The organism is Inquilinus ginsengisoli, from assembly GCF_031453975.1.
Taxonomy (GTDB): Bacteria; Pseudomonadota; Alphaproteobacteria; order DSM-16000; family Inquilinaceae; genus Inquilinus; species Inquilinus ginsengisoli_A.
In genome coordinates, this window is record NZ_JAVDPW010000020.1 from 30,595 (window position 1) to 53,901 (window position 23,307).

Annotated in this window: 23 protein-coding genes; 7 read left to right on the forward strand and 16 right to left on the reverse strand. The window is 70.3% G+C overall.

Annotated elements, in window-relative coordinates:
- Positions 1 to 253: 253 nt before the first annotated feature.
- The 12 genes from E9232_RS34875 to E9232_RS34930 all read right to left on the reverse strand — a co-directional run bounded on the left by E9232_RS34875 (position 254) and on the right by E9232_RS34930 (position 13,296).
- Complete coding sequence (locus E9232_RS34875; protein WP_309802019.1) at positions 254 to 1,180, reverse strand: intradiol ring-cleavage dioxygenase; 927 nt, start codon at positions 1,178 to 1,180, stop codon at positions 254 to 256.
- A 96-nt stretch (positions 1,181 to 1,276) separates the two neighbouring features.
- Entirely contained in the window at positions 1,277 to 3,046 is a 1,770-nt protein-coding gene (locus E9232_RS34880) for an FAD-dependent oxidoreductase (protein WP_309802020.1), read from the reverse strand.
- Entirely contained in the window at positions 3,043 to 4,170 is a 1,128-nt protein-coding gene (locus E9232_RS34885; RefSeq protein ID WP_309802021.1) for a branched-chain amino acid ABC transporter permease, read from the reverse strand. The genes E9232_RS34880 and E9232_RS34885 overlap by 4 nt, the downstream gene beginning before the upstream one ends.
- An 11-nt stretch (positions 4,171 to 4,181) precedes the next feature.
- Positions 4,182 to 5,054 (reverse strand): branched-chain amino acid ABC transporter permease, encoded by an 873-nt coding sequence (locus E9232_RS34890; protein ID WP_309802023.1) that lies wholly within the window; start codon positions 5,052 to 5,054, stop codon positions 4,182 to 4,184.
- 7 nt (positions 5,055 to 5,061) lie between these two features.
- A complete protein-coding gene (locus E9232_RS34895) occupies positions 5,062 to 5,778 on the reverse strand; it encodes an ABC transporter ATP-binding protein (RefSeq protein WP_309802025.1) in 717 nt (238 codons plus the stop codon).
- An 11-nt stretch (positions 5,779 to 5,789) separates the two neighbouring features.
- Positions 5,790 to 6,506 carry an ABC transporter ATP-binding protein gene (locus E9232_RS34900; RefSeq protein WP_309802027.1) on the reverse strand — a complete coding sequence of 239 codons (717 nt, stop codon included), beginning with the start codon at positions 6,504 to 6,506 and terminating at the stop codon, positions 5,790 to 5,792.
- Between the two features lie 13 nt (positions 6,507 to 6,519).
- Positions 6,520 to 7,836 (reverse strand): ABC transporter substrate-binding protein, encoded by a 1,317-nt coding sequence (locus tag E9232_RS34905; protein ID WP_309802030.1) that lies wholly within the window; start codon positions 7,834 to 7,836, stop codon positions 6,520 to 6,522.
- Positions 7,837 to 7,871: 35 nt separating this feature from the next.
- Complete coding sequence (locus tag E9232_RS34910) at positions 7,872 to 8,930, reverse strand: maleylacetate reductase (RefSeq protein WP_309802032.1); 1,059 nt, start codon at positions 8,928 to 8,930, stop codon at positions 7,872 to 7,874.
- Between the two features lie 272 nt (positions 8,931 to 9,202).
- Positions 9,203 to 10,099 (reverse strand): AraC family transcriptional regulator, encoded by an 897-nt coding sequence (locus E9232_RS34915; protein ID WP_309802033.1) that lies wholly within the window; start codon positions 10,097 to 10,099, stop codon positions 9,203 to 9,205.
- An 80-nt stretch (positions 10,100 to 10,179) separates the two neighbouring features.
- Positions 10,180 to 10,989 (reverse strand): sugar phosphate isomerase/epimerase family protein, encoded by an 810-nt coding sequence (locus tag E9232_RS34920; RefSeq protein ID WP_309802034.1) that lies wholly within the window; start codon positions 10,987 to 10,989, stop codon positions 10,180 to 10,182.
- Positions 10,990 to 11,032: 43 nt separating this feature from the next.
- Positions 11,033 to 12,151 (reverse strand): Gfo/Idh/MocA family protein, encoded by a 1,119-nt coding sequence (locus tag E9232_RS34925; protein ID WP_309802035.1) that lies wholly within the window; start codon positions 12,149 to 12,151, stop codon positions 11,033 to 11,035.
- A 149-nt stretch (positions 12,152 to 12,300) separates the two neighbouring features.
- Positions 12,301 to 13,296, reverse strand: coding sequence for an MDR family oxidoreductase (locus E9232_RS34930; protein ID WP_309802036.1), 996 nt, complete (start codon positions 13,294 to 13,296; stop codon positions 12,301 to 12,303).
- 194 nt (positions 13,297 to 13,490) lie between these two features.
- On the opposite strand from E9232_RS34930, the gene E9232_RS34935 reads away from it, so the two are divergent.
- Positions 13,491 to 14,234: a winged helix-turn-helix domain-containing protein gene (locus tag E9232_RS34935; RefSeq protein ID WP_309802037.1), complete on the forward strand. Its 744-nt coding sequence runs from the start codon at positions 13,491 to 13,493 to the stop codon at positions 14,232 to 14,234.
- Between the two features lie 177 nt (positions 14,235 to 14,411).
- Here the strand turns inward: E9232_RS34935 and E9232_RS34940 are convergent, their stop codons facing one another.
- On the reverse strand, positions 14,412 to 15,350 hold the full coding sequence (locus E9232_RS34940) for a nucleoside hydrolase (protein ID WP_309802038.1): 939 nt from the start codon (positions 15,348 to 15,350) through the stop codon (positions 14,412 to 14,414).
- Positions 15,351 to 15,446: 96 nt separating this feature from the next.
- On the opposite strand from E9232_RS34940, the gene E9232_RS34945 reads away from it, so the two are divergent.
- From E9232_RS34945 to E9232_RS34970, 6 genes are all read left to right on the forward strand, one after another.
- Positions 15,447 to 16,424, forward strand: coding sequence for an isopenicillin N synthase family dioxygenase (locus E9232_RS34945; RefSeq protein ID WP_309802039.1), 978 nt, complete (start codon positions 15,447 to 15,449; stop codon positions 16,422 to 16,424).
- 137 nt (positions 16,425 to 16,561) lie between these two features.
- On the forward strand, positions 16,562 to 17,542 hold the full coding sequence (locus tag E9232_RS34950) for an ABC transporter substrate-binding protein (RefSeq protein WP_309802040.1): 981 nt from the start codon (positions 16,562 to 16,564) through the stop codon (positions 17,540 to 17,542).
- Positions 17,539 to 18,600, forward strand: a complete 1,062-nt coding sequence (locus tag E9232_RS34955; RefSeq protein WP_309802041.1) for an ABC transporter ATP-binding protein — start codon at positions 17,539 to 17,541, stop codon at positions 18,598 to 18,600. The genes E9232_RS34950 and E9232_RS34955 overlap by 4 nt, the downstream gene beginning before the upstream one ends.
- Entirely contained in the window at positions 18,597 to 19,448 is an 852-nt protein-coding gene (locus tag E9232_RS34960) for an ABC transporter permease (protein WP_309802043.1), read from the forward strand. Before E9232_RS34955 ends, E9232_RS34960 begins: the two co-directional genes overlap by 4 nt.
- The gene (locus tag E9232_RS34965) at positions 19,445 to 20,236 is read left to right on the forward strand and encodes an ABC transporter permease (protein WP_309802045.1); all 792 of its coding nucleotides are present in this window, start codon (positions 19,445 to 19,447) and stop codon (positions 20,234 to 20,236) included. Before E9232_RS34960 ends, E9232_RS34965 begins: the two co-directional genes overlap by 4 nt.
- A gap of 9 nt (positions 20,237 to 20,245) precedes the next feature.
- Positions 20,246 to 20,944, forward strand: coding sequence for a GntR family transcriptional regulator (locus tag E9232_RS34970; RefSeq protein WP_309802046.1), 699 nt, complete (start codon positions 20,246 to 20,248; stop codon positions 20,942 to 20,944).
- 26 nt (positions 20,945 to 20,970) lie between these two features.
- On the opposite strand, the gene fdxA is transcribed toward E9232_RS34970, so the two are convergent.
- From fdxA to E9232_RS34985, 3 genes are read right to left on the reverse strand one after another with little or no spacing between them, the layout of a single operon-like run.
- On the reverse strand, positions 20,971 to 21,321 hold the full coding sequence (gene fdxA, locus E9232_RS34975; protein ID WP_309802047.1) for a ferredoxin: 351 nt from the start codon (positions 21,319 to 21,321) through the stop codon (positions 20,971 to 20,973).
- 16 nt (positions 21,322 to 21,337) lie between these two features.
- A complete protein-coding gene (locus E9232_RS34980) occupies positions 21,338 to 22,114 on the reverse strand; it encodes an enoyl-CoA hydratase-related protein (protein ID WP_309802049.1) in 777 nt (258 codons plus the stop codon).
- The gene (locus E9232_RS34985) at positions 22,111 to 23,298 is read right to left on the reverse strand and encodes a CaiB/BaiF CoA transferase family protein (protein WP_309802050.1); all 1,188 of its coding nucleotides are present in this window, start codon (positions 23,296 to 23,298) and stop codon (positions 22,111 to 22,113) included. The genes E9232_RS34980 and E9232_RS34985 overlap by 4 nt, the downstream gene beginning before the upstream one ends.
- Between the last annotated feature and the right edge of the window lie 9 nt (positions 23,299 to 23,307).

Genomic DNA, 23,307 nt, shown 5'->3' on the forward strand with positions numbered 1-23,307 from the left:
ACCCTCCCTGCGTCCTGCGCCGGTTGAAAATGCCGACGGGGCAGGAGAGCGGCGCAGCGCGATGCGGTGGCATCGGGCCAGCCGTTCGACGCACCCTGTCGGCATTTTCAACCGGCCCGAAGGGTCGTCTTGCGGCGGCCGCCTGCGGGGGCGGGCCGCTCAACCGTATGGCCCCATACGCTTTTCGCGTCCCGCCCCCGCATCCGACTCGCCGCAAGGCGACGCAGGGCGTAGGGAGGGTGAGAAATGCGGGCTAACCCTCCCGCCGCGCGCCCGGCCGGGCCAGGACGAAGTCGCAGTCCACCGCCCAGAACGGGTTGGGCAGCCCCTGTCCGGCCGCCTGACGCGGGTCGTCGACCTGCCGGTAGTCGGCGATCAGGCTTTCCTTCACCCCGAACACCGCGTCGCTGTGCAGATAGGGGCAGTCCGGGCTGAAGATGTGGGTGGTGATCGGCTCGAAGCCCTCGGCCCCGACGATGAAGTGGATATGGGCCGGGCGGAAGGGGTGGCGGCCCATCTGCTCCAGCAGCTGGCCGACCGGGCCGTCGCTGGGGATCGGGTAGAAGCGCGGCTTGACCGAGCGGAACCAGTAGCGGCCGTCGGCATCGGTCTGGAACACGCCGCGCAGGTTCATGTCGGGCTGCACGCCCTTCTGCTGCACGTCGTAGAAGCCGTCCTCATTGGTCTGCCAGACGTCGAGCAGGGCGCCCGCGACCGGCCGGCCCTCGGTGTCGGTCACCCGGCCGCGCACCAGCAGCGGCTGGCCCTTGCCGTCGAGGCAGATGTTCGCGCCGTTGTCGTAGCGCGGCGCGTCGGAGACGTAGAACGGCCCCAGCACCGTGGTCTCGGTGGCGCCGGACGGCTTGCGGTTGTTGATGGCGTCGACCAGCATCGAAACGCCCAGCGTGTCCGACAGCAGGATGTATTCCTGGCGCCAGTCGGTGCTGATCTGGCCGGTCCGGGTCAGGAACTGGATCGCCGCCATCCATTCGTCGTTGGTCGGCTCGACCTCCTTCACCAGCTCGTGCAGGTGGCGGATCACCGCGCCCATCACCTCGCGGAAGCGCGCATCCTTGGTCTTCATCCGGCCGATCACGACATCGGCCGAGTTCTCCTCGGTGAAGTAGCCGGTGTCCTCGGGGGACAGGGGGATCTGCTGGGCTGGGGTCGGGGCTGTCATCGCAGCCGTCTCCTCACATCGGGGGTGTGCGTCGGGGGGTTCATGGCACGGGGGTCGGGCCGCGCCGGGTGACGCGGGTCATAGGATGACGTTCGGTCACGCCGCTGCTATGCGGCGGGCAGCCGCGGCGCGGCCCAGAATGGCCAGCACCGCGGCCTCGAGATCGGCATGGGCGGAGGCGGAGACCGCCTGGGCCCGGAAGCCGACATGGTGGTCGGGGCGCACCAGCACGCAGCCGGTCTCCGCCGTCTCGCGCATCTCGGCCCAGTCGCCGAACACGTCGGTCAGCTCCCGGCCCGGGCCGATGACATGGGCGTCGATCTCCAGCCCATGCTCGGCGGCGATGGCCTGCGCCGCCGCGACCCAGGCCTCGCCGCCGATGCCGGTCAGCACGGTGAAGCGGCCATGGCCGCAGACGTCGAGGGTCGACAGCCGCCGGCCGTTGCGTTCGAGCCAGAGATGCGGCAGCCGGGCGCCGGGCCAGGTGGTGGGGTGGTGGTACAACTCGCGGTCGCGGGCCCAGTCCGGCTCGTCCGTGCCATCCGGCACGATGGCGGCGGAGCGGTAGCGCTGGTTCATCTCCACGCCATGGCAGTTGAACTCATAGGATTTGTGGGCGATCGCCTTGCGCAGCTTCTCGCGCTGCGCCGCCGCCTGCGGCGTCGCGTCCTTGCGCGCCTCCATGTTGCGCTTCATCTGCTCGGGATCGCTGGTCGAGAGCAGGCCGAGGCTGTCGAAGATCGGCCCGAACTCCTCGATCGACTTGTTGGCGCGCTCGACGATCTGGCGGGCGATGGGCGAGCGTTCGGCATCGTAGCTGGCCAAGAGCGACGGGTCGGCCTTGCCCTGCAGCACATAGGCCAGCTTCCAGGCCAGGTTGAAGGCGTCCTGGATCGAGGTGTTGGACCCCAGGCCGTTCGAGGGCGGATGGCGGTGCACCGCGTCGCCCATGCAGAACACCCGGCCCGCCGTGTTCGACAAGGCGAACAGGTGGTTGACCGTCCACAGGCTGTGCGACTTGACCTTGATCGGGATGGTCTGGTCGCCGATCAGGTTGCGCGCCACCTCGATCGCCAGCGCGTCGCTCATCTCCGGCGGCGGCTGGTTGATGTCGTAGCCCCAGACGATCAGCCACTCGGTCCAGGGCCGCACCATGCGCACCAGCCCCATGCCGATGCCGCCGATGTTGGCGCCGGGCTGCAGCACCCAGTACAGCACGCTGGGGCGGTGGGCGACGTAGCGCGACAGGTCGGCCTCGAACACGATGTTCATCGACCCGGCGACGCCCATGCGGCCCTGCATCGGCAGGCCGATGTCCTCCGCCACCTGCGACCGGCCGCCATCGGCGCCGACCAGGTACTTGGCCCGGATCTGGTAGTCGTGGCCCGACAGCCGGTCGCGCACCGTGGCGGTGACGCCGTCGGCATCCTGGGCAAGCGACAGGTATTCGGTGTCGAAGCGCACCCGCGACCCGCGCGCCGCCGCGTTCGACAGCAGGATCGGCTCCATCAGGTTCTGCGGCACGTCGCAGATCGTGGTCGGCGACGCCAGGGTGTAGTCGGCCATCCGGTTGGGATGGTTGCCCCAGGAATAGAGCCGCCCGATCTCCTCCCCCGCCAGCGAGGTGCAGAACACGTTGTTGCCCATCAGGTCCTGGTGGGCGCGCTTCTGGTTGACCTCGTCCTCGATGCCGAGGTCGCGCAGCACCTCCATGGTGCGCTGGTTGGTGATGTGGGCGCGCGGCGTGTCGGCCAGCCAGCGGTACTTGGTCACCACCATGTTGCGGATGCCGTAGGTCGACAGCGCCAGCGCGGTGGCGGAGCCGGCGGGGCCGGACCCGACGATCAGGACATCGGTCTCAATCATGGCGTTCCTCCTTGCTCTTTTTCTGACGGCGTCGCCGCTGCGGCCGCGGGCAGCACCAGGCGGCGACGGATCGGGAACAGATGCAGGTCGAAGCGGTCGGCGACGCTGCCCCACAGCCCCTTGGGGAACAGCCGCATGACCAGGATGGCGATCAGCCCCAGCAGCATCAGGTACCAGCTGCCGAGATCGGCCAGCTGGGCCTGCAGCAGGGCGAAGACGATGACCCCGACGATCGGGCCCTCGATGGTGCCGATGCCGCCGATCACCACGATGAACAGGACATAGGCGGTCCAGTCGAGCACCGAGAAGGCGGCGTCGGGCGAGATCCGCGCCTTCTGGAAGTAGATCAGCGCCCCGGTCAGCCCGGTGCCGAAGGCGGCGACCAGATAGATCCAGACCTTGGTGCGGAAGGCGTCGACCCCGACCGACAGGGCCGCGGGCTCGCTGTCGCGGATCGCCGCCAGGGCCAGGCCGCGGCGCGAGCGCAGCAGGGCATAGACGAAGACGACGGTGCCGGCGGCGACCAGCAGCGCCAGCCAGTAGCTGGCGACGTCGCGGGCGGCGGCGGCGCGGATGCCCAGCAGCTCGGCGGTCGCCTGCACCACCCAGCTGTCATTGGTGGCCTCGCGCGGCAGTGACATGCCGGTGCCGCCGCCCAGCGCCTTGACCTGGGCCGCAACCAGCCGGAACACCTCGGCCACCACCCAGGTGCCGATGGCGAAATAGGCGCCGCGCAGGCGGAACACGACGAAGGCGGTGGGGATGGCGATGACGGCAGCGGCCAGCCCGGCCAAGGGGATCGCCACGATCGGGTCGATGCCGGCGGCGACGGTGAAGCCGAACAGCAGATAGGCGCCGAGCCCGACATAGGCCTGCTGCCCGACCGAGACCAGCCCGGCATAGCCCGCCAGCAGGTTCCAGCACTGGGCCAGGGCCAGCATGGTGAAGACGAAGAACAGGTCCTGCAGCAGCCCGCGCCCGGCGACCAGCGGCAGCGCGGCCAGCCCGGCGACGATCACCAGCGCGGCGATGCCGGCGACGGTCGACAGCCGGGTCCGGGTGGCGACGCGCCAGCGGGCCCGGGGGGCGGCGGGAAGCGGGGCATCCTGCGTCAGCAGCGACATGATGCCCCTCCTCAATCCCCGGCGCGCGGGAAGAGGCCGCGCGGCCGGACCACCAGGACGGCCAGGAAGGCGACATGGCCGGCCAGGATCTGCCATTCCGGGTCGATCGCGGCGCCCAGCGCCTGGGCGATGCCCAGCACCACGCCGCCGGCCAGCGTGCCCCACAGGCTGCCCAGCCCGCCGATGATCACCGCCTCGAAGGCGAAGATCAGCCGGGCCGGACCGATGGTCGGGTCGAAATTGGCGCGGATGCCGAAGAACAGCGCGGCGATGGTGGCGACCACCAGGGCCAGGCCCATGGCCAGGCCGAACAGCCGGCGGTGGTCGATGCCCATCAGCTGCGCCGTCACCGGGTCGTCCGATACGGCGCGGAAGGCGCGGCCCAGCGGCGTGGCATAGAAGATGGCGTTGAGCCCGAGGATCACCAGCACCGCCGCGGCGAAGGTGATCAGCGGCAGCACGCCGACGGCGAGGCCCCCGCCGAGCGGCAGCGACGCCGTCTCCAGCGCGCCCGCGGCCAGGCGCTGGCTGTCGGCCGAGAAGCCCTCCAGCAGGCCGTTCTGCAGGATGATCGACAGGCCGAAGGTGGTCAGCAGCGGCGGCAGGATGCCCTGGCCCAGCACCGCGTCGAACACGCCGCGCTGCAGCACATAGCCGACCGCGAACATCACCGGCAGGGCCAGCAGCGCCGCCGGCACCAGGTCCAGCCCGAGCCACCGGGTCAGGCCGAGGATCAGGAAGGCGGCCAGCACGATCAGGTCGCCATGGGCCAGGTTGACCAGCCGCATCACGCCGAAGATCAGCGACAGCCCGGCGGCGAACAGGGCGTAGAGCCCGCCGAGCAGGGTGCCCTGGATCACGATGTCGAGCAGGGTCTGGATCATCGCCGCCTCACGCCGCAACGCCGGGTTGGCCGAAATAGGCCGCCTGGATGGCGGCGCGGGTGAGGTCGGCCGGCCGGCCTTCCAGCGTCGCCCGGCCTTCCTGCAGGCAGACCACCCGGTCGGCGACGGCCAGGGCCTGGACGATGTCCTGCTCGACCAGTACCACCGCGGTGCCTTCGGCCCGGATCGCCGGCAGGGCGGCATAGATGTCGCGGATCACGATCGGCGCCAGGCCCAGCGAGATCTCGTCGCACAGCAGCAGCGCCGGGTTCGACATCAGCGCCCGGCCGATCGCCGCCATCTGCTGCTGCCCGCCGGACAGGGCGGTGCCGGGGTTGCGGCGGCGTTCGCCGAGCACCGGGAACAGCCCGTAGACCGCATCGAGCGTCCAGCGGCCGGATCCGCGCCGACCCCAGCCGCCGATCAGCAGGTTCTCCTCCACCGTCAGCGACGGGAACAGCTTGCGCCCCTCGGGCACCATGGCGATGCCGTGCTTCATGATCGCCGCGGCCGGCAGCCCGCCGATCGCCTGGCCGGCGAAGCAGATCGCCTCGCGCGCCGCCGGGACCAGCCCGGTGATGGCCTTCAGCAGGGTCGACTTGCCGGCGCCGTTGGCGCCGATGATGGCCAGGGTCTCGCCCGCCTCGACCGCGAGGTCCAGGCCGAACAGCGCCTGGAAGTCGCCGTAGAAGGCGTCGAGGGTGTGGATGTCGAGCAGGGCCATGGCGCGCGCCCCTAGACCGGCGAGCCGAGATAGATCTCGCGCACCTCGGCGAGGTCCATCACGCCGCGGGCCTCGCCCTCGGCGATCTTGCGGCCGAAATTCAGCACGGTCAGGCGGCCGACCACGGCCAACAGCGCGTGCACGATGTGCTCGATCCAGATGATGGTGGTGCCGCCGCGGTGGATGGCGGCGACGGTGCCGACCAGCGCCTGGCATTCGGCTTCGGTCAGGCCGCCGGCGATCTCGTCCAGCAGCAGCAGCCGCGGCCGCGTCGCCAGCGCCCGCGCCAGCTCCAGCCGCTTGCGGTCGAGCAGGGTCAGCGACCCGCCGAGACGGTTGGCCTTGGGCAGCAGGCCGGTCAGCTCCAGCACCTCGGCGCACCAGTCCGCCGCGTCGGCCTCGCGCATCCGGCGGCCGAAGCAGGCGCCGACCAGCAGGTTCTCGAACACCGTCAGCTTCTCGAACGGGTGCGGGATCTGGTGCGACCGGCAGATCCCGGCCAGGCAGCGCTGCGCCGCCGGCAGCGCGGTGATGTCCTGCCCGTCCAGCCGGATGCTGCCGGCATCCGGCCGCACCGCGCCGGTGATCAGGCCGAACAGCGTGGTCTTGCCGGCGCCGTTGGGGCCGATCACGCCCAGCGCCTCACCCTGGGTCACCGACAGCGACACGCCGTCGGTGACCACCAGCGAGCCATAGGCCTTGTGCAGGTCCTGGAGGGCGAGAAGCACGGTCGCGGCCCCTTCAGGCGATCGCTTCCATCCGGCCGGCGGCCGGGATCTGGGGCGCCGTCTGGTTGTCGGTGACCACGATCTGGTACTTGCCATCGGCGCCCAGCCGCCACTGGCCGCCGACCAGCGGGGTCTTGGCCACGTTCTTGCGGGCGAAGGGCGGCACATTGTCCTGGCCGAACCTGATCGGCCCGACCAGGGTCTGCAGGTCGGCGGCGCCGATCGCGGCGACGTTGGCCGCCGGGTCCTTGGGGTCGGCGGAGCGCTTCAGCGCGTCGACCGCCAGTTCGAACAGCGCATGGGCGAAGCCGATCGGCTGGGTCCAGGGCTTGCCCGTCGCCTGCTGGTAGGCGTCGCCGAAGGCCGAAGCCGGGGCGCCAGTGAGCGACGACTTGAACGGGTGGGTCGGCGTCCACCACACCTCGGAGGACAGGTTGTGGCCGGCCTTGCCCAGCGCCTCGAGCGCGACCGGGAACAAGAGCGCCTTGCCCACCGAGGCGACCTTCGGCCGGAAGCCGCGCTGGCTGGCCTGGGTCCAGAAGGTGGTGAAGTCGGGCGGGATGACCACGCCGGTCAGGATCTCGGCCTCGGCGGCGCGGAAGGCCGAGATCTGGGCCGAGAAGTCGTCGGTCAGGTTCTGGTAGCGGCCGGGATCGGTCAGCTTGTAGCCCTGCTTGGACAGCACCGGCGGGAAGCCGACGGTGGTGTCGCCCCAGGCATTGCCGTCGCCGTCATTGGGAAACAGCGCGCCGACCGATTTGTTGGTCTGCACCTGGCCCCACATGTTGGTGAAGACGGCGATCACGTCCTCCAGCCCCCAGAAGAAGTGGAAGGTGCTGGCGAACGGTTTCCACGAGGCCGGGTCGCCCGGGTTGCCCTGGCGGCCGATGAAATAGGGCTGCCACGGCGCGACGGTGGAGATACAGGGCACCTCCTCGATCTCGCATTGGGTCGCCACCGGGTTGGTGGTCTCCGGCGTCGAGGACACCAGGACCATGTCGACCTCGTCGGTGACGATCAGCTCCTTGGTCACCTCCGCCGCCCGATTGGGGTTGGACTGGCTGTCCTTGACCACGACCTCGACCGTGTAGTGGCTGCCGCCGAGGTCGAGCCCGCCCTTCACCGTGTCGAGGAAGCCGCGGATGACGAAGTCGTCGGCCTCGCCGAAGGCGGCCAGCGGGCCGCTGCGCGGGCTGACATAGCCGAGCTTGATGGTCTGGGCGGCGCGCAGGGCCGGGGCGAACAGCCCGGTCGATCCGGCGAAGCCGATGGCGGCGGATGTCTTCAGCAGGTCCCGGCGGGACATGCGGCCGCTTGTGACGCGGTTCATGGTGTCCTCCCTGTCGTGTTCGTTGGTCCGCATGGTCAGGCCGGCGGTGATCCTTCCCAGGCCCGGCGGATCAGCGCCTCGATCCGGCCGCGGTCGAGCGGCGCCGGGTTCCAGTAGGGGTTGGCCAGGGCGATCTCCGCCGCCTCGGCGATGCCGGATTCGGGCATGCCGAGGTCGCGCAGGGCCCGCGGCGCCCCGACCGCGCCGGCCAGCTCGTACAGCGCCAGCGGCGCGTTCCCGGCGCCCAGCGCCCGGCCGACCCGGGCCACCGCCTGCGGCGCGGCGGCGGCGTTGTAGGCCAGGGCGTGCGGCAGGACGATGGTGTGGGTCTCGGCATGTGGCAGGTCGAAGCTGCCGCCCAGCGTGTGGCAGAGCTTGTGGTGCAGCGCCATGCCGACCGCCCCCAGCACCGCGCCGCACAGGAAGGCGCCGTACAGCGCGTCGCTGCGGGCGGCGCGGTCGAGCGGATCCTGCGCGATCTTCGGCAGAGCGCAGGCCAGGGCGCGGATGCCCTCCTCCGCCATCAGCGAGACGATCGGGTTGGCCTCCTTGGCATAGAGGCCTTCGACCGCATGAGCGATGGCGTTGATGCCCGAGGTGCCGGACAGGCCGACGGGCAGGGTCAGGGTCAGGTCGACGTCGTAGATCACCACCTCGGGCAGGATCTTGGGCGACACCTGGGTGGTCTTCCGCCCGGCCACCGTCTCGCCCAGGATCGGCGTCATCTCCGACCCGGCATAGGTGGTGGGCACCACGATCTGCGGCAGGTCGGAGCGCAGCGCGATGGCCTTGCCGAGCCCGGTGGTGGAGCCGCCGCCGACGGCGATCACCCCGTCCGCGCCGCGCGCCGCCACCACCTTCATCGCCCGTTCGGTGACCTCGACCGGGGTGTGCATGGTGGCTTCGGAGAAGGTGCCGACCGAGCGGCCGCCGAGGGTGGCGGCGATCCGCTCCGCCTCCTGCGCCTGCTGCGGCGTCGCCAGCACCAACGCCCGCTCGAGGCCGAGCCGCGCCACCTCCTCCGGCAGCTGGCGGAAGGTGCCGTGGCCGAACACCACCCGCGCCGGCTGTGCCTGGTAGACGAATCCCTGCATGGCGGCGGTCTTCTCCGGTTCGGCGCAGCTGGAGGCTGCATTGCCACGAAGGGGAGGCTGCGCCGGACAGGGCACGCGATTCCTGCACGGATCGCTTGTGCGGGCTGCACGAAACGGTGGTGGGGTGTGGGGATTGGGTGGACGCCGCCACCCCTTTTTTGTCATGCCACGGCTTGACCGTGGCATCCAGGGGCGGCCAGAGCGGCTCTTGGTGGCCCCTGGATTGCCCGGTCAAGCCGGGCAATGACAGATAGTGAGACGGCGACCGCCCCTCAGCCGATCGACCGGCGATACGCGCCCGGGGTCACGCCGATCTCGCGGCGGAACATTCGGGTCATGTGCTCCTGGTGCGAGAAGCCGCAGGCCAGGGCGATCTCGACGATCGGCAGGTCGCCGGTGGCCAGCAGCTCGCGGGCGCGGGCGACGCGCAGGTTCAGCAGGAAACGGTGCGGCGGCTGGCCCAGCCCCTTGCGGAACAGGGCGGAGAGCTGGGACACGCTGAGATCCAGCACCGCCGCCATGTCCTCGAGCTGGATCGAGCGGTGCAGGTTCGACTGCACGAATTCGGTGACGCGGGCGATCTTGCGCTGCAGGTCGCTGGGCGCCGCCACCTCCAGCCGCACCTTGGCCTCGTTGGCGGAATGGTTGCGGATCAGCCGGGCGCCGATCAGCCGGGCGGTGTAGTCGACCAGGGTCTCGCCGAAGGCGCTGGGCGCCTGGATCTCGTCGCGCAGCGACAGGATCAGCCGCTCGATCAGCGGGTCGACATCGCCGATCCGCGGCAGGAGTTCCAGCCGGTCGGGGTCGCCCTTGTAGAGGTCCTGCGCCACCTCGGCCAGGACCGCGTGGCGGATGTAGAAATGCGCGGTGGTCAGCGGGTCGTTGAGGCGGACGCGGAAATCCACCCCGCCGGGCACCATGAACACGCCGCCGGGCGCGATCATCCGGCTTTCCCGGCTGATGCCGAGCCAGCGGTCGACCCGGACATAGCCGTCGAGATGCAGGATGATCAGGTGGTCCGGCAGGGCCTTGTAGGCATCCTCGAAGGGCTGCTCACGCTGCACCGAGGTGAACACCGACCGCCAGCCGAGCGGACCGCTCGACGCGAGGGTCTCATTCTCCTCGCGCAGGAGGATGCCGTGCGTCTCGCCGACGCCGAACCCGTCCACTCTCCGCTCCCGGCCATGGGCTTGCCTGTCGCACTATAGGCCGGATGCGGCGGCGGCGGAACTGCCGGGCCGGCGGGGCGTCAGATCGCCTCAAGCAGCTCGCGCACATAGCGGATGGCGCCGCGGGCGCTTTCGGTCTCGTCGCCGTCGACGCCGGCCTCGATGCACAGCGGGCCGCGGTAGCCGGAGTCCTTCAGCGTGCGCAGGATGGCCTTGAGGTCGGCGCTGCGGTCGCGGCCGTCATGGCCGATGCGCGGCTGCAGCCCGTCGGCGGTGTAGGCCGAGACCTTGACGTGGCAGGTGAAGGCGACCGGCGCCATTACCCGGATGCCGTCGCGCCAGGTGCCGCCGACGAAATTGCCGGTGTCCGGGCAAGTGCCGAGCCGGGGAGAGCCGACCGCATCCAGGATGCCCTTGATATGCCCAGGATCGAAGGAAGCGCCGCCATGGTTCTCGATCAGCAGATGGACGCCGACGTGCTCGGCCTCGGCGGCCAGCTCCTGGTAGCCTTCGACGATGCGGGCCAGCTCGCCGGCCGTGGTCGGCTCGCTGCCGCCGCTGTTGACCCGGATCGCCTCGGCCCCGATCGCCCGGGCGACGTGGAACCACTGCTTCAGCGCCTCCAGGTCGGTGCGCCGCCGGTCGGCATCCGCCGACGAGATGTCGCCCATGTCGACGGCGATGTTGCGGACGCTGACCCCGGCGTCGCGGATCGCCCGCCTGAGGTCGTTGAGATAGGCTGCGGTCTGGCTCGGGAAGAAGGCCGAGCACAGCTCGACGATGTCGACGCCCGCCTGGCGGCTGGCGGCCGGCAGGTCCAGCTGCGTCATGGTCTTCTGGTGCAGGATCGGCTGGTGGTAGAGCCAGCCCGCGATGCCGAAGGCGTCCATGCCTGTCCTCCCTGTTGGTCCGGCGACGTGGCCGGCCGATGGTTCAGAACGTGGTGCGCAGCTCGATCGCCATCCCGGTGCGGGCGGATTCGATGCTCTTCACCATGATTTCCAGCGCGTGGCGGGCGTGCTCGGCGCTCAGCACCGGCTGCCTGTCCTCGATCACGCATTCCGCCAGGTGCTTGACCAGCAGGGCGCGCTGCAGCTGCTGCCACTGGTCGTTGAGGTCGCCGGCGACGGGCGGTTGGCGCGGCGTGGTCCAGCCATCCTCCGCCGGCGCGGCGCCGAGGCGGAACAGCTCCAGCGGCGGCACGTCGGGCTTGCCGTGGTGGTTGTAGAGGTTCAGCGTCCCCGCTCGGCCGAAGATCTCGACATGCGGGCTGCGGGCGGCGTTGACGTTGTAGGTGCCGTCGACCACGGCGAAGGTCGACCCGCCAAAATCCAGCATCATCAGCGTGTTGTCGTCGGCGGTGACCTCGATCTCCAACCCGGCGAAGGGGCCGGCGCGGACCTGGCGCCGCGGCTCGGTGATGCCGGAGAAGGCAGTCACGCGCTTGGCCGGGCCCAGCAGGCCGGTGATGTCGTGGATGCCGTAGACGCCCATGTCGAGCAGCGGGCCGGAGCCCTGCTGGTAGAACCAGGTCGGGTCCAGCGGCCAGGCACCGGAGGCCGGCCCGCCATGGGAGCCGCGGACCCGGGCGAAGCAGGGCTTGCCGATGGCGCCCTCGGCGATCAGCCGCTTCGCCTCGACCCGGTTCTGGTACAGCATGTTGGGCGGGGCGACGACGATCCTGAGGCGCTGCGCCGCCGCGATGGCGATCAGCTCGTCCGCCTCCTCCAGCGTGCCCGCCAGCGGCTTCTCCAGCACCAGGTGCTTTCCGGCCTCCAGGATCCGACGCGAGGTGGCGTAGTGCAGCGGGATCGGGGTCAGGTTGACCACGAGGTCGAGATCCATGCGCTCCAGCATCTCGTCCAGCCCGGCATGGGCGTGGGGGATGCCATGGTCGCGCGCCACCTGGGCCGCCCGGCCCGGCACCGGATCGGCGATCGCGACGGTGGTCACCAGTTCGGGGATGCGGGTCATCCCGGGCAGGAAGCCGCCCGACGCGGTGGCGATCGTCCCCGCCCCCAGCAGGCCGGCACGCAGAACGCGCTTGGTCAAAGCGGACCCTCCACTGCGAAGGACGGGATCAGGCGGCTGGCGGCCGCGGCGGGTGCGACGCCCCGCGTTGTCCTGCTGACGGTGCCGCAGCCGTTTTCGGCCGTCAATCCTATCAGGAGACAGAAGCCCTTCGGCCCGGCATGCGTGCCTCAGGCGTTGACGTCGACCACGATGCGGCCGCGCACCCCGCCCTGCAGGATCTGCTGTCCCAGCGCCGGCAGGTCGGCCAGGCGGGCACGGCGGGTCATGGCCGCCAGCTTGGCCAGCGGCAGCTCCCGCGCGATGCGGTGCCAGGCCTCCTCGCGCTCCTCCCGCGGCGACAGCACCGAATCGATGCCGAGCAGGTTCACGCCGCGCAGCAGGAACGGCAGCACCGTCGCCTTCAGCTCGATGCCGCCGGCATTGCCGACCGCGGCGACGGAGGCGCGGTGGCGCAGCTGGGTCAGCAGCGTCGCCAGCGTCGTGCCGCCCACCGCGTCGATCGCGCCGGCCCAGCGCTCGCTGTCGAGCGGCCGGGCCGAACTGGTGGCGAGCACCGCCCGGTCGATGATCGAGGCCGCGCCGAGATCGGTGAGGTAGCCATGCTCGGCCGGCCGGCCGGTGGAGGCGACCACCCGGTGGCCGAGCCGGTGCAGCAGGGCGGTGGCCACGCTGCCGACCCCGCCGGCCGCGCCGGTGACCAGCACCTCGCCATCGCCCGGCCGCAGGCCGTGCCGCTCCAGCGCCATGACCGCGAGCATGGCGGTGAAGCCGGCGGTGCCGACGATCATGGCCTGTTCGGTGGTCAACCCGTCCGGCAGCGGCACCAGCCAGTCGGCCTTGACCTGGGCCCGCTGCGCGTAGCCGCCCCAGTGCAGCTCACCGACCCGCCAGCCGGTGAGGATCACTTTGTCGCCCGGCTTGAACCGCGGCGTGTCCGAGCGCTCGACCGTGCCGGCGAAATCCACGCCCGGGACATGCGGGTAGCGCCGGACCAGTCGCCCGAGTCCCTGCAGGACCATGCCGTCCTTGTAGTTCAGGGTCGAATGCTCGACCGCGACGGTCACGTCGCCTTCGGGCAGCGCCGCATCGGAGACGGTCTCGACCCGGGACTCGACCTTGCCCTCGCCCGCCTCGCGCAGCACCAGTGCCTGGAATTCGGACATGCTCGCCTCCTGACCCGCTGCGACCATCCCATCAACCCCGGTGGGCTGCAAGCCGGGGGTATCGGCGCGTGGTGCTCAAGAGGCCGGCCATATTCCGCAACGCAAGGCTGCCCATCGCGTGCGGCCGGGATTTCCGGTTTCCTGCGCACCATCTGATGGTCGTCGCGTCACAAGTAGAAAATACAGACTCTTCCATGGAAGCGATCAGCAAAGAGTTCGCGGCCAAACGCCATGTTCTCGTCGTCGATCAGGAATCCGAGACGCGCAGCGCGATCTCGTCGTTCCTGCGGGACGGTGGCGGCATGACGGTCACCGTCTCGGATCCGCATGAGGTCCGGCACCGGTCCAGCGGGCCTCCGCCCTGCCTGATCGTCCTGGTGCTCCAGCCGGGGAACGGGGACGAATTCGAGCGCCTTCGCGCCATCCGGGCCCATTGCGACATTCCGGTCATCCTGGTGTCGGACGATCTGGGCGGTGAGGTGCACCGGGTCGCAGGGCTGGATCTCGGGGCCGACGACTACGTCGTGAAGCCCGTCGTGCTGCGGGAGCTCCTCGCCCGGATCCGCACCATCCTGCGGCGGCGGGATCCCGGCCCCCCCGCGCCACAGGCGGCGATCAAGCGCAGAGGCTTTCGATTCGGCGGCTGGCGCCTCGATTGCCACGGCCGACGGCTGTCCGACCCGAGCGGGGCCGAGGTCGAGCTGACCCGGGGCGAGTACGCGCTGCTGGTGGCCCTGCTCGAACACCCGCAACTTCCCCTGTCGCGGGAGTTCCTGCTCCAGGCGACGCGGAAGCATGAGGATGTGACCGACCGCGCCATCGACGTGACGGTGACGCGGCTGCGCCGCAAGCTCGAGAGCGATCGGTCTCTCCTGAAGCCCATCCGGGCGGAGCGCGGTGTCGGCTACATCTTCGCCTTGGGCGTCGAAGCGTTCTGAGCAAGCAGCGCAGCGCGCTGGCGAAGACGTTCAGGCTTGGGACCCGACGCCAGACAACTGGACGGCGGATCCCCTGTGCCGTCCGCGCCATCACTGCCGCCGCCCTGATAAGGGCTGAGCTGACTCCGACAGAAGGGTCATTGAAAGGCATGCCAGTGCCCTACCGCTATGCTGCCATCAGCCCAGCCGGGCCAAGCGCTTCAGCATCCGCCCGTAGAAGACGGCCGCGTCGCACCCCGTCAGCCACAGGCCATTGGCCGGGCGGCCGGAGATGCCCCACCAATCGACCACGGTCATGCCGAGGGTCAGCAGCGACGCCGTCTCGATCTCGACATTGCAGCGCCGGCCGGTGAACAGCTCCGGCCACAGCAGATAGCCGACCGCCAGCGCGTCGTGCAGCGGCCGGGTGGCGGTGCCGTACTTCTCGTTCCCGAAGCGCTGGAAGAACCGCATCATCCCGGCGCCGGCGGCGCCGACTTGCGTGCCCAGCGCCTCCAGATCGGCGATCCAGCTGTCCGGCGTCGGCGCCGCATAGGTGCAGTCGATCGGCACGGCGACCAGGTCAATGCCGGCGCCGAACACGATGGCGGCGGCGTCGGGGTCGACCAGGATGTTGAACTCCGCCGCCGGGGACATGTTGCCGCCCTGAAAGAAGCCGCCGCCCATCAGCACGATGCGGCGGATCTTGCGGGCGATCGCCGGACTGCGACGCAAAGCCATCGCGACATTGGTCAGGGGGCCGACAGGCAACAGCGTGGTGGCGCCGTCCGGCCGGGCCAGCAGCGTCTCGACCATCCAGTCGACCGCATGGCCCGGCTCCGGCGGCCGCGCCGGGGCCGGAAAGTCCCAGCCGTCCAGGCCGGTCTTGCCGTGCACCTCCTCGGCGAAGCGGGCGGGGCGCAGCAGCGGCCGTTCGCAGCCGGCCCGCACCGGGATCTCCGGCCGGCCCGCCAGTTCCACCACCCGCCGGGCGTTCGCGGCCGTGACGGCGACCGGGACATTGCCGGCGACGGTGGTGAGGCCGAGCACCTCGAGTTCCGGCGACGCCAGCGCCAGCAGGATGGCGAAGGCGTCGTCCTGCCCCGGATCGGTGTCGATGATGATGGCTTCTCTCAAATTCGCCTCCCTGCTGGTCTCAAAGCCCGTTCATCAGAAAAATGTATACAGAAATGAGTTTCTGTATACAGATATCCCGAACAGGGGAGCTTGCGCATGGGTCGGGGAGAATTCTCGAACATCCCGGTGCTCGACGTGTCACCGCTGCGCGGTGGCGCCAGGCTGGAGGACCGGGCCGGCACGGTGGCCGAGCTGCGCCGGACGCTGGAGACCATCGGCTTCGTCTATCTCGCCGATCACGGCGTGCCGCCGGAGCTGGGCGAGCGGCTGCACCGGCTGTCGGTGCAGTTCCACGACCTGCCGGCCGAGGCCAAGCTGCGCATCCGGATGAACGAGGCGCATCGCGGCTACATGCCGTTCAGCACCTCGACCATCGTCACCTCCTCGGTCGCCACGGTCACCAAGCCGAACCAGAGCGAATCGCTGATGGTGATGCACGACCTGGCCGAGGACGACCCGGCGCAGGGCGAGCCGCTGCAGGGCCCGAACCAGTGGCCGGCGGAGATCCCGGAGCTGCGGCAGGCGGCGCTCGACTACATGCGGGCGATGTCGACCCTGGGCCGCGACATGGCGGTGGCGATCGCCGAGGCGCTGGACCTGCCGCCGACCTATTTCCTGCCCCATTTCGACCGCCCCACGCTGTTCCTGCGCCTGCTGCACTATCCCGAGCAGCAGCGCGAGGAGGGGCTGTTCGGGTCGGCCCCGCACACCGATTACGGCTTCATCACGCTGCTGGCGCAGGATTCGGTGGGCGGGCTCGAGGTCCGCAACCGCGCCGGCGACTGGATCCCGGCGCCGCCGATCCCGAACACCTTCGTGATGAATGTCGGCGACATCCTGGCGCGCTGGTCGAACGACCGCTTCGCCTCGACCCCGCACCGGGTGCTGAACCTCAGCGGCCGCGAGCGCTATTCGCAGCCCTTCTTCTACGACCCGTCGATGGACACGGTGGTCGACTGCCCCGCCGCCCTGCTGGCGCCGGGCGAGGCACCGCGCCACCCGCCGGTGCGCTACGGCGACTATCTGCTCGACCGGCTGAACAAGAACTACGAGTACCGCAAGAAGGCGTCCTGAGAACGCCAAGGGACCCGGCAGAGGTCCCATGGGGAGGCGCCGCCCGGGTCGGCGGTCCACAAACAGCGGAGAACAAGGACATGCAGCCCACTCGACGGCAGGTTGTCATGGCATGCGCGGCCCTGATGGGCCCGGCCATGCTGCGTTTCCCGGCCCTGGCGGCCGCGGCGCAGGAGCTGGTGATCACCACCTATGGCGGGGTCTGGGAGGCGTTCTGGCGCAAGAGCCTGGTGCCTGCCTTCGAGACCTCGACCGGCGCCAAGACCAAGCTCGACATCGGCTTCGGCCGCACCTTCACCTCGACCCTGCGGGCGGCCGGCAAGGACCAGCCGCCCTATTCCATGGTGATGATGAACGAGGTGTTCGCCTCGCTGCTGCGCAAGGAGGGATATTTCGAGAAGTTCGACCTCTCGCTGGTGCCCCACTACAAGGATCTGTACCCGATCGCCCAGACCGGCGACGGCTGGGCCGCGGTCGGCATGATCTCGCCGCTGGGTCTCGGCTACCGCACCGACCTGGTCCAGACCCCGCCGAAATCCTGGAAGGACCTGTGGACCAACCCGGAGTTCCAGGGCCGCATCGGCCTCTACAACATTGTCAACTCGGCCGGCAAGGCGATGGTCATGCTGACCGGCAAGCTGTTCGGCAGCGGCCCGCATGACCTGGACAAGGCCTATGAGAAGCTGGGGGAGCTGGCGCCCGTGCTGCAGACCGACTTCAACATGTCGACCCTGATGTCGACCGGCGAGATCGTGGTCGCGCCCTATGATTTCGGCGAGATCGCGCGGCTGAAGCACCAGGGGCTGCCGGTCGACTGCATCGTGCCGGAGGAAGGCCTGCTGATGTGGGACCAGACCTTCAGCATCTGCGCCAACGCCCCGGCGCGAGAGCTGGCCTACAAATACATCGACTTCATCCTGTCGCCGGAGACGCAGCTGATGCTGGCGCGGGAGTTCTTCGTCTCCCCGGTCAACCGCACGGTCGAGGTGCCGGAGGATCTGCGCGCCGACGTGCCGGTCTATGGCGAGCAGATGAGCCGCATCCTCGCCTGGGACTGGGATTGGGTGAACGCCAATGCCACCGAGATGACGGAACGCTGGAACCGGACCTTCCAGTGACCGAAGTCGTCATTTCAGGGCTGACCCGCAGCTTCGGCGCGGCCCGCGCGGTCGACCGGCTGTCGCTGTCGATCGCGAGCGGCGAGTTCGTCTCGCTGCTGGGCCCATCGGGCTGCGGCAAGACCACCACGCTGAAGCTGATCGCCGGTTTCGAGGAGGCCGAGCACGGCAGCATCGCCTTCGACGGGCGCGACGTCTCGGCCCTGCCGCCGGAGCGGCGGGACATCGGCATGGTGTTCCAGTCCTACGCCCTGTTCCCGCACATGACCGTTGCCCGCAACCTGGCCTTCGGGCTGGAGATGCGGAAGGTGAGCCGGGCCGAGATCGCAACCCGTGTCGCCCGGGTGCTGGAGATGGTGCAGCTGCGCGGAATGGAAGAGCGCTATCCGCGCGAACTGAGCGGCGGCCAGCAGCAGCGCGTCGCCCTGGCCCGGGCGCTGGTGATCGAGCCGAGCATCCTGCTGCTGGACGAACCGCTGGCCAATCTCGACGCCCGGCTGCGCGACGAGATGCGGGTGTTCATCCGCGACCTGCAGCGGCGGGTCGGCATCACCACCATCTACGTCACCCACGACCAGGCCGAGGCGATGACGATGTCCGACCGCGTCGTGGTGATGTTCGGCGGCCGCATCGCCCAGGCCGGCGCGCCCGAGGCGATCTACGAACGCCCGGCCGATGCCCGGGTCGCCAGCTTCGTCGGCCAGGCCAACCTGCTGCCCGGCATCGTCGTGGCCACTGGCGACGAGGCGAAGATCCGCACCGTGTTCGGCGACTGCGCCGCCGACGGGCTGGACGGCACCGCGCCGGGCGCCGCGGTCAGGGTCCTGCTGCGGCCGGAGGCGATCACCCTCGCCCCCGCCGGCATCGGCACCACGGCGACGGAGGGCGTGGTCGAGGGCCGCTACTACCTGGGCGCCATGGTCAATTACCGCATCCGGCTGCCGGACGGCAGCGATGTCGAGGCCCACAGCCTGACCCAGACCCGCTTCGCCGAGGGGCAGCGCGTGGCGGTGCGGCCGCCCGCCGCCCCACTCTGGGTCGTCCCGGAGGCGCCATGACCCGCAAACGGCTATCCTGGACCTGGCTGCTGATCGCGCCGGCAGCGGTGCTGCTGGGCGTGTTCCTGCTGGTGCCCTATCTCAACATCGTGCTGATGAGCTTCCGGCCGCCGGCCACCGGCGCGCCCTACGGACCGGGGCTGACGCTCGGCAACTACGAGCGCGCCCTGACCGATGGCTACTATCTGGGCCAGCTCGGCAGCACGCTGTGGATCGCGCTGTTGACCACCGCGGCGACGCTGCTGGTCGGCTTCCCGGTCGCCTGGCAGCTGGCCCGCAGCCGGTCGCGCTGGCGCCCGGTGCTGTACGGCATCGTGCTGTCGCCGCTCCTGGTCGGGATCGTGGTCCGCAGCTTCGGCTGGACCATCCTGCTCGGCAACAACGGCGTCATCAACAAGGCGGTCCGGTCGCTGGGCCTGACCCTGGCGCCGCTGCCGCTGATGTACAACACGCTCGGCATCGTCGTCGCCCTGACCCATGTCTTCCTGCCCTTCATGATCCTGCCGGTCATGGCGTCGCTGCAGACCATCGACCCGGCGCTGGAGGCGGCGGGGCGGTCGCTCGGCGCCACCAGGCGGGTGGCGTTCCGGCGCATCGTGCTGCCGCTGGCCCTGCCCGGGATCCAGTCCGGCTGCATCCTGGTCTTCGTGCTGGCGCTCAGCGCCTATGTCACCCCGGTGCTGATCGGCGGCATGCGGGTGAAGACCATGACCCTCACCGTGGTCGACACGCTGACCGACGCCTTCCAATGGCCGCTGGGCTCCGCGCTGGCGCTGATGCTCAGCGTCGCCGGCGGGCTCTGCGTCGTCCTGTTCGCCCGGGCCACACGGATGAGGTGGGCGTCATGAAGCCGCGGCGGCCGATCCTGTTCCCGATCTTCTGCGGGCTGGTCTATGCCTTCCTGCTGGCGCCGATCCTGGTCGTCGTCGGCGCCTCCTTCAGCGCCGGCGCCTTCCTGGCCTTCCCGCCGCAGGGCCTGTCGCTGCGCTGGTACGAGGCGTTCTTCAGCAACGAGGTCTTCGTCACCGCGATCTGGACCTCGCTGCAGGTCGCCACCGTCGCGACCGTGGTCTCCGCCGCGATCGGCACCGCCGCCGCCCTGTACCACGCCCGCCATGCCGGCCGGGCGAAGGAGGCAATCCGCATCGCCGTGCTGGCGCCGCTGCTGCTGCCCGAGGTGCTGACGGCAATCGCGTTGCTGTTCTTCTTCTACGCGATCGGCATCGGCACAAGGAACCTGGTGGCGCTGGTCACCGGCCATGTGCTGATCACCCTGCCCTTCGTGTTCATGAACGTCTCGGCCTCGCTGCAGGGCTTCGACCGGTCGTGGGAGCTGGCGGCGCGCAGCCTAGGCGCCCGGCCGTGGCGGGTGTTCGTCCGGATTACCCTGCCGCTGATCAAGCCGGGGCTGATCGGCGGCTGCCTGTTCGCCTTCATCATCTCCTTCGACACCTTCGCGATCTCGTTCCTGCTGAAGGACGTCGGAACCTCGACCCTGCCGATCCAGCTGTTCGATTATCTTCGCCTGAACTTCACGCCGGAGGCCGCGGCCGTCTCCACCATCAGCATCGTCATGACGCTGCTGGTCGTGGTGGTGACCGAGAAGATCCTCGGCCTCAAGATCCAGAGGTTCTGACCCGCGACCATGGAGACCGCCATCCTGGATGAAGACAACGGCACCCCGCGCCGGCCGGTGCTGTCGCAGACGGTGCTCGCCTTCCTCGAGCGCAAGATCATCCTGCGCGAGCTGGCCCCCGGCGCCAAGCTGGTGGAGGAGGAGCTGTGCGAGCGCTACGGCATCAGCCGGTCGCCGGTGCGCGAGGCGCTGCGGCTGCTCGAGGGCACCGGCCTGGTGATCCGCCGGCCGCGCCAGGGCGTGCGGGTGGCGCCGATGTCGCTGGCCGATCTCGACCAGATCTATTCCTGCCGGGTCAAGCTGGAGGCGCTGGCGGCGGAGGGCGCGGCCCGGTCGGCCAACCCGGTCGCGGTCGCCGGCGAGCTGTCGGTCGCCCTCGCGGCGATGCGGTCGGCGCTGGAGGCCGGCGACGTCGAGCGCTGCTTCGACGCCAATGTCGCCCTGACCGAGGCGCTGCACGAAGCCTCGGGCAACGCCGTGCTGCAGCGCCTGCTCGCCATCGTGCAAAGGCCGGCGCTGCGCTACCGCCATCTGGCCTATGGCGTGTCGGCGGAAATGACCGCGATCGCGATCGAAGCCAACCAACAGATGATCGACGCCATCCACCGCGGCGACGCTCCGGCGGCCGGCCGAGTCACCGCCGGGCTGGTCGAGGCCGCCTGGCAGATCGTCCGCACGGCGTTATCCTCTGCCATCGGCAAGCGATGACAGCACAGATGCAACTGCCTGTGGCGCTATGGGTCCCGGCCGACGATGGCGATGCTGCGGCGACATGCTGCGACCTCTGGATGATCCAGGATGCTGACATGCGTCGCGTCGGCGCCGCCGGGAGCGCCCCAGCCGGTCACGGCGGGGCCGAAGAACTCGGCGTTGGCGGCGCGGAACCCCTCCTCCGCCGCCGGCAGCTCGTCATCGGCGAAGATCGCCTGCACCGGGCAGACCGACAGGCAGATGCCGCAGTCGATGCATTCCCCGGGGTGGATGTACATCATCCGCCCGCCCTCATAGATGCTGTCGACCGGGCACACCTTCTGGCAGGCGCCGTCCTTCACGTCGATGCAGGCCGAGGCGATGATGTGGGTCATGGCGCGATGCCTTCGCTCATCGCCCCTGCCAGCGCGGCGGGCGCTTTTCCTGGAAGGCACGCACGCCTTCCTCCTGGTCCGCGGATTGCAGCGCCTCGACCAGCGCCGGCAGCCGCAGCGCCTGGGCCTGCACGGCGGTCAGGCCCTCACCCGCCCGCACCATCTGCTTGATCGCCCGCACCGACAGCGGGGCGCAGGCCAGGATGTCGGCGACCCAGCGGTCGACGGCCGCATCCAGACCCTCCGGCGCCGCCACCTCGTTGACCAGGCCCAGCCGCAGCGCCTCGTCGGCACCGATGCGCCGGCCGGTCAGCAGCAGGCCCATGGCCTGGACATGGGACAGGCGCCGGGCCAGCAGGGCGATGCCGCCATCCAGCGCCAGCCGGCCGACCCGCGGCTCCGGCAGGCCGAAGCCGGCGGTGGCCGAGGCCACGACGATGTCGCAGCCCAGCACCATCTCCATGCCGCCGCCGAGGGCATGGCCGTTGACCCGGGCGATCACCGGGATGTCCAGCGTCTCGCGCAAGGCGATGCCGCCGAAGCCGCCCGGGCGCGGCGCGGCCCAGTATTCCAGCCCGCTGACGCCCGACCCGTCCTTCATGTCGGCGCCGGTGCAGAAGGCGCGGTCGCCGGCCCCGGTCAGCACCACGGCGCGGATGGCGCGGTCGCGCTCGATCGTCTCCCAGATTCGGATCAGCTCCTGCTCGGTCGCGCGGTCGACCGCATTCATCCGGTCGGGCCGGTCGAGGGTGACGCGGGCGATCTCGCCCTCGACCGCGAAGCGCACCGTCATGACAGCACCCCCGCCTCACGCAGCGCGCGGATCCGCGACGCCGGGAAGCCCGCCTCGGCCAGCACGGCGTCGCCGTCCGCGCCCAGCGCCGGCGGGGCGTGGCGGATGCGGAAGGCCGACGGGTCCATGGTCAGCGGCGAGCCGATCAGCGCCAGCGGGTCGCCCGGCTCATGCGACACCACGCTGCCATTGGCCTTGGTCTGCTCATGCACCAAGGCGTCGGACAGCGTCAGCACCGGGGCGCAGAGCAAATCCTGCTCGTCCAGCTTGGCCAGCCAGTGCTCCGTCGTATTGGTCGCGAAGCGCTCGCGGAACAGCGCCTGCAGCTCGGCCTTGTGCTTCACCTGGCCGGCGAAGTCGGAATAACGCGGATCGGCCGACAGGTCGGGCAGGCCCAGCGCGGCGCAGATGTCGCGCAGCGGGTTGGCCTTGAAGGCACCGACCAGGACGACGGCGCCGTCGGTGGTCTTGAACGCGCCGGTCAGCGGATAGGCGCCCCAGCTGAAGTCGCGGCCGCGCTGCAGCCACATCGCCGCCTCCTGCATCTGCATGGCGAGCATGGATTCGAACAGCGACACCGAGACCTGCTGCCCCCGGCCGGTCTTCTCCCGCTGCAGCAGCGCCAGCAGGATCGCCTGCACCAGATGCATGCCGGCGGAATAGTCGCACAGCGAGGTGGCGTAGATGGTCAGCGGCTCGTCGTCGTTGCACTTGCGCATCATCACGCCGGACAGGGCCTGGGCCAGGATGTCCTGGCCGCCCTTGTAGGCCAGCGGCCCGGCCTGGCCGAAGCCGGAGCCGAAGGCGCAGATGACGCGCGGGTTGATCTCCGCCAGCCTGGCGTAGCCGAAGCCCATCCGCTCCATCACCCCGGCGCGGAAGTTGTTCACGACGATGTCGGCGCCGCGGATCAGCTCGTAGACCACCTGCTTGCCCTCGTCCTGGCGCAGGTCCAGCGCGATCGACCGCTTGTTGCGGTTCAGGCTGCGGAACACCGGGTTGTTCGGCCCGTCCGGGTCGTCCGGGATCGAGCTGCGCGACAGGTCGCCGGCGCCCGGCCGCTCGATCTTGATGACGTCGGCGCCGTAGTCGGCCAGCACCTGGGTGGCGCTGGGGCCGAGCATGACCTGGGAGAAGTCGATCACCCGGATGCCGGACAGCGGCTGGATCCCGTCGCTCTGCATGCTGCTCAC

What these genes read in the sequence shown, in the direction of transcription:
- E9232_RS34875 (WP_309802019.1), bottom strand. Translation starts at nt 1,180, where the DNA reads ATGACAGCCCCGACCCCAGCCCAGCAGATCCCCCTGTCCCCCGAGGAC.
- E9232_RS34880 (WP_309802020.1), bottom strand. Translation starts at nt 3,046, where the DNA reads ATGATTGAGACCGATGTCCTGATCGTCGGGTCCGGCCCCGCCGGCTCC.
- E9232_RS34885 (WP_309802021.1), bottom strand. Translation starts at nt 4,170, where the DNA reads ATGTCGCTGCTGACGCAGGATGCCCCGCTTCCCGCCGCCCCCCGGGCC.
- E9232_RS34890 (WP_309802023.1), bottom strand. Translation starts at nt 5,054, where the DNA reads ATGATCCAGACCCTGCTCGACATCGTGATCCAGGGCACCCTGCTCGGC.
- E9232_RS34895 (WP_309802025.1), bottom strand. Translation starts at nt 5,778, where the DNA reads ATGGCCCTGCTCGACATCCACACCCTCGACGCCTTCTACGGCGACTTC.
- E9232_RS34905 (WP_309802030.1), bottom strand. Translation starts at nt 7,836, where the DNA reads ATGAACCGCGTCACAAGCGGCCGCATGTCCCGCCGGGACCTGCTGAAG.
- E9232_RS34910 (WP_309802032.1), bottom strand. Translation starts at nt 8,930, where the DNA reads ATGCAGGGATTCGTCTACCAGGCACAGCCGGCGCGGGTGGTGTTCGGC.
- E9232_RS34920 (WP_309802034.1), bottom strand. Translation starts at nt 10,989, where the DNA reads ATGGACGCCTTCGGCATCGCGGGCTGGCTCTACCACCAGCCGATCCTG.
- E9232_RS34930 (WP_309802036.1), bottom strand. Translation starts at nt 13,296, where the DNA reads ATGTCCGAATTCCAGGCACTGGTGCTGCGCGAGGCGGGCGAGGGCAAG.
- E9232_RS34935 (WP_309802037.1), top strand. Translation starts at nt 13,491, where the DNA reads ATGGAAGCGATCAGCAAAGAGTTCGCGGCCAAACGCCATGTTCTCGTC.
- E9232_RS34945 (WP_309802039.1), top strand. Translation starts at nt 15,447, where the DNA reads ATGGGTCGGGGAGAATTCTCGAACATCCCGGTGCTCGACGTGTCACCG.
- E9232_RS34950 (WP_309802040.1), top strand. Translation starts at nt 16,562, where the DNA reads ATGCTGCGTTTCCCGGCCCTGGCGGCCGCGGCGCAGGAGCTGGTGATC.
- E9232_RS34960 (WP_309802043.1), top strand. Translation starts at nt 18,597, where the DNA reads ATGACCCGCAAACGGCTATCCTGGACCTGGCTGCTGATCGCGCCGGCA.
- E9232_RS34965 (WP_309802045.1), top strand. Translation starts at nt 19,445, where the DNA reads ATGAAGCCGCGGCGGCCGATCCTGTTCCCGATCTTCTGCGGGCTGGTC.
- E9232_RS34970 (WP_309802046.1), top strand. Translation starts at nt 20,246, where the DNA reads ATGGAGACCGCCATCCTGGATGAAGACAACGGCACCCCGCGCCGGCCG.
- fdxA (WP_309802047.1), bottom strand. Translation starts at nt 21,321, where the DNA reads ATGACCCACATCATCGCCTCGGCCTGCATCGACGTGAAGGACGGCGCC.
- E9232_RS34980 (WP_309802049.1), bottom strand. Translation starts at nt 22,114, where the DNA reads ATGACGGTGCGCTTCGCGGTCGAGGGCGAGATCGCCCGCGTCACCCTC.
- E9232_RS34985 (WP_309802050.1), bottom strand. Translation starts at nt 23,298, where the DNA reads ATGCAGAGCGACGGGATCCAGCCGCTGTCCGGCATCCGGGTGATCGAC.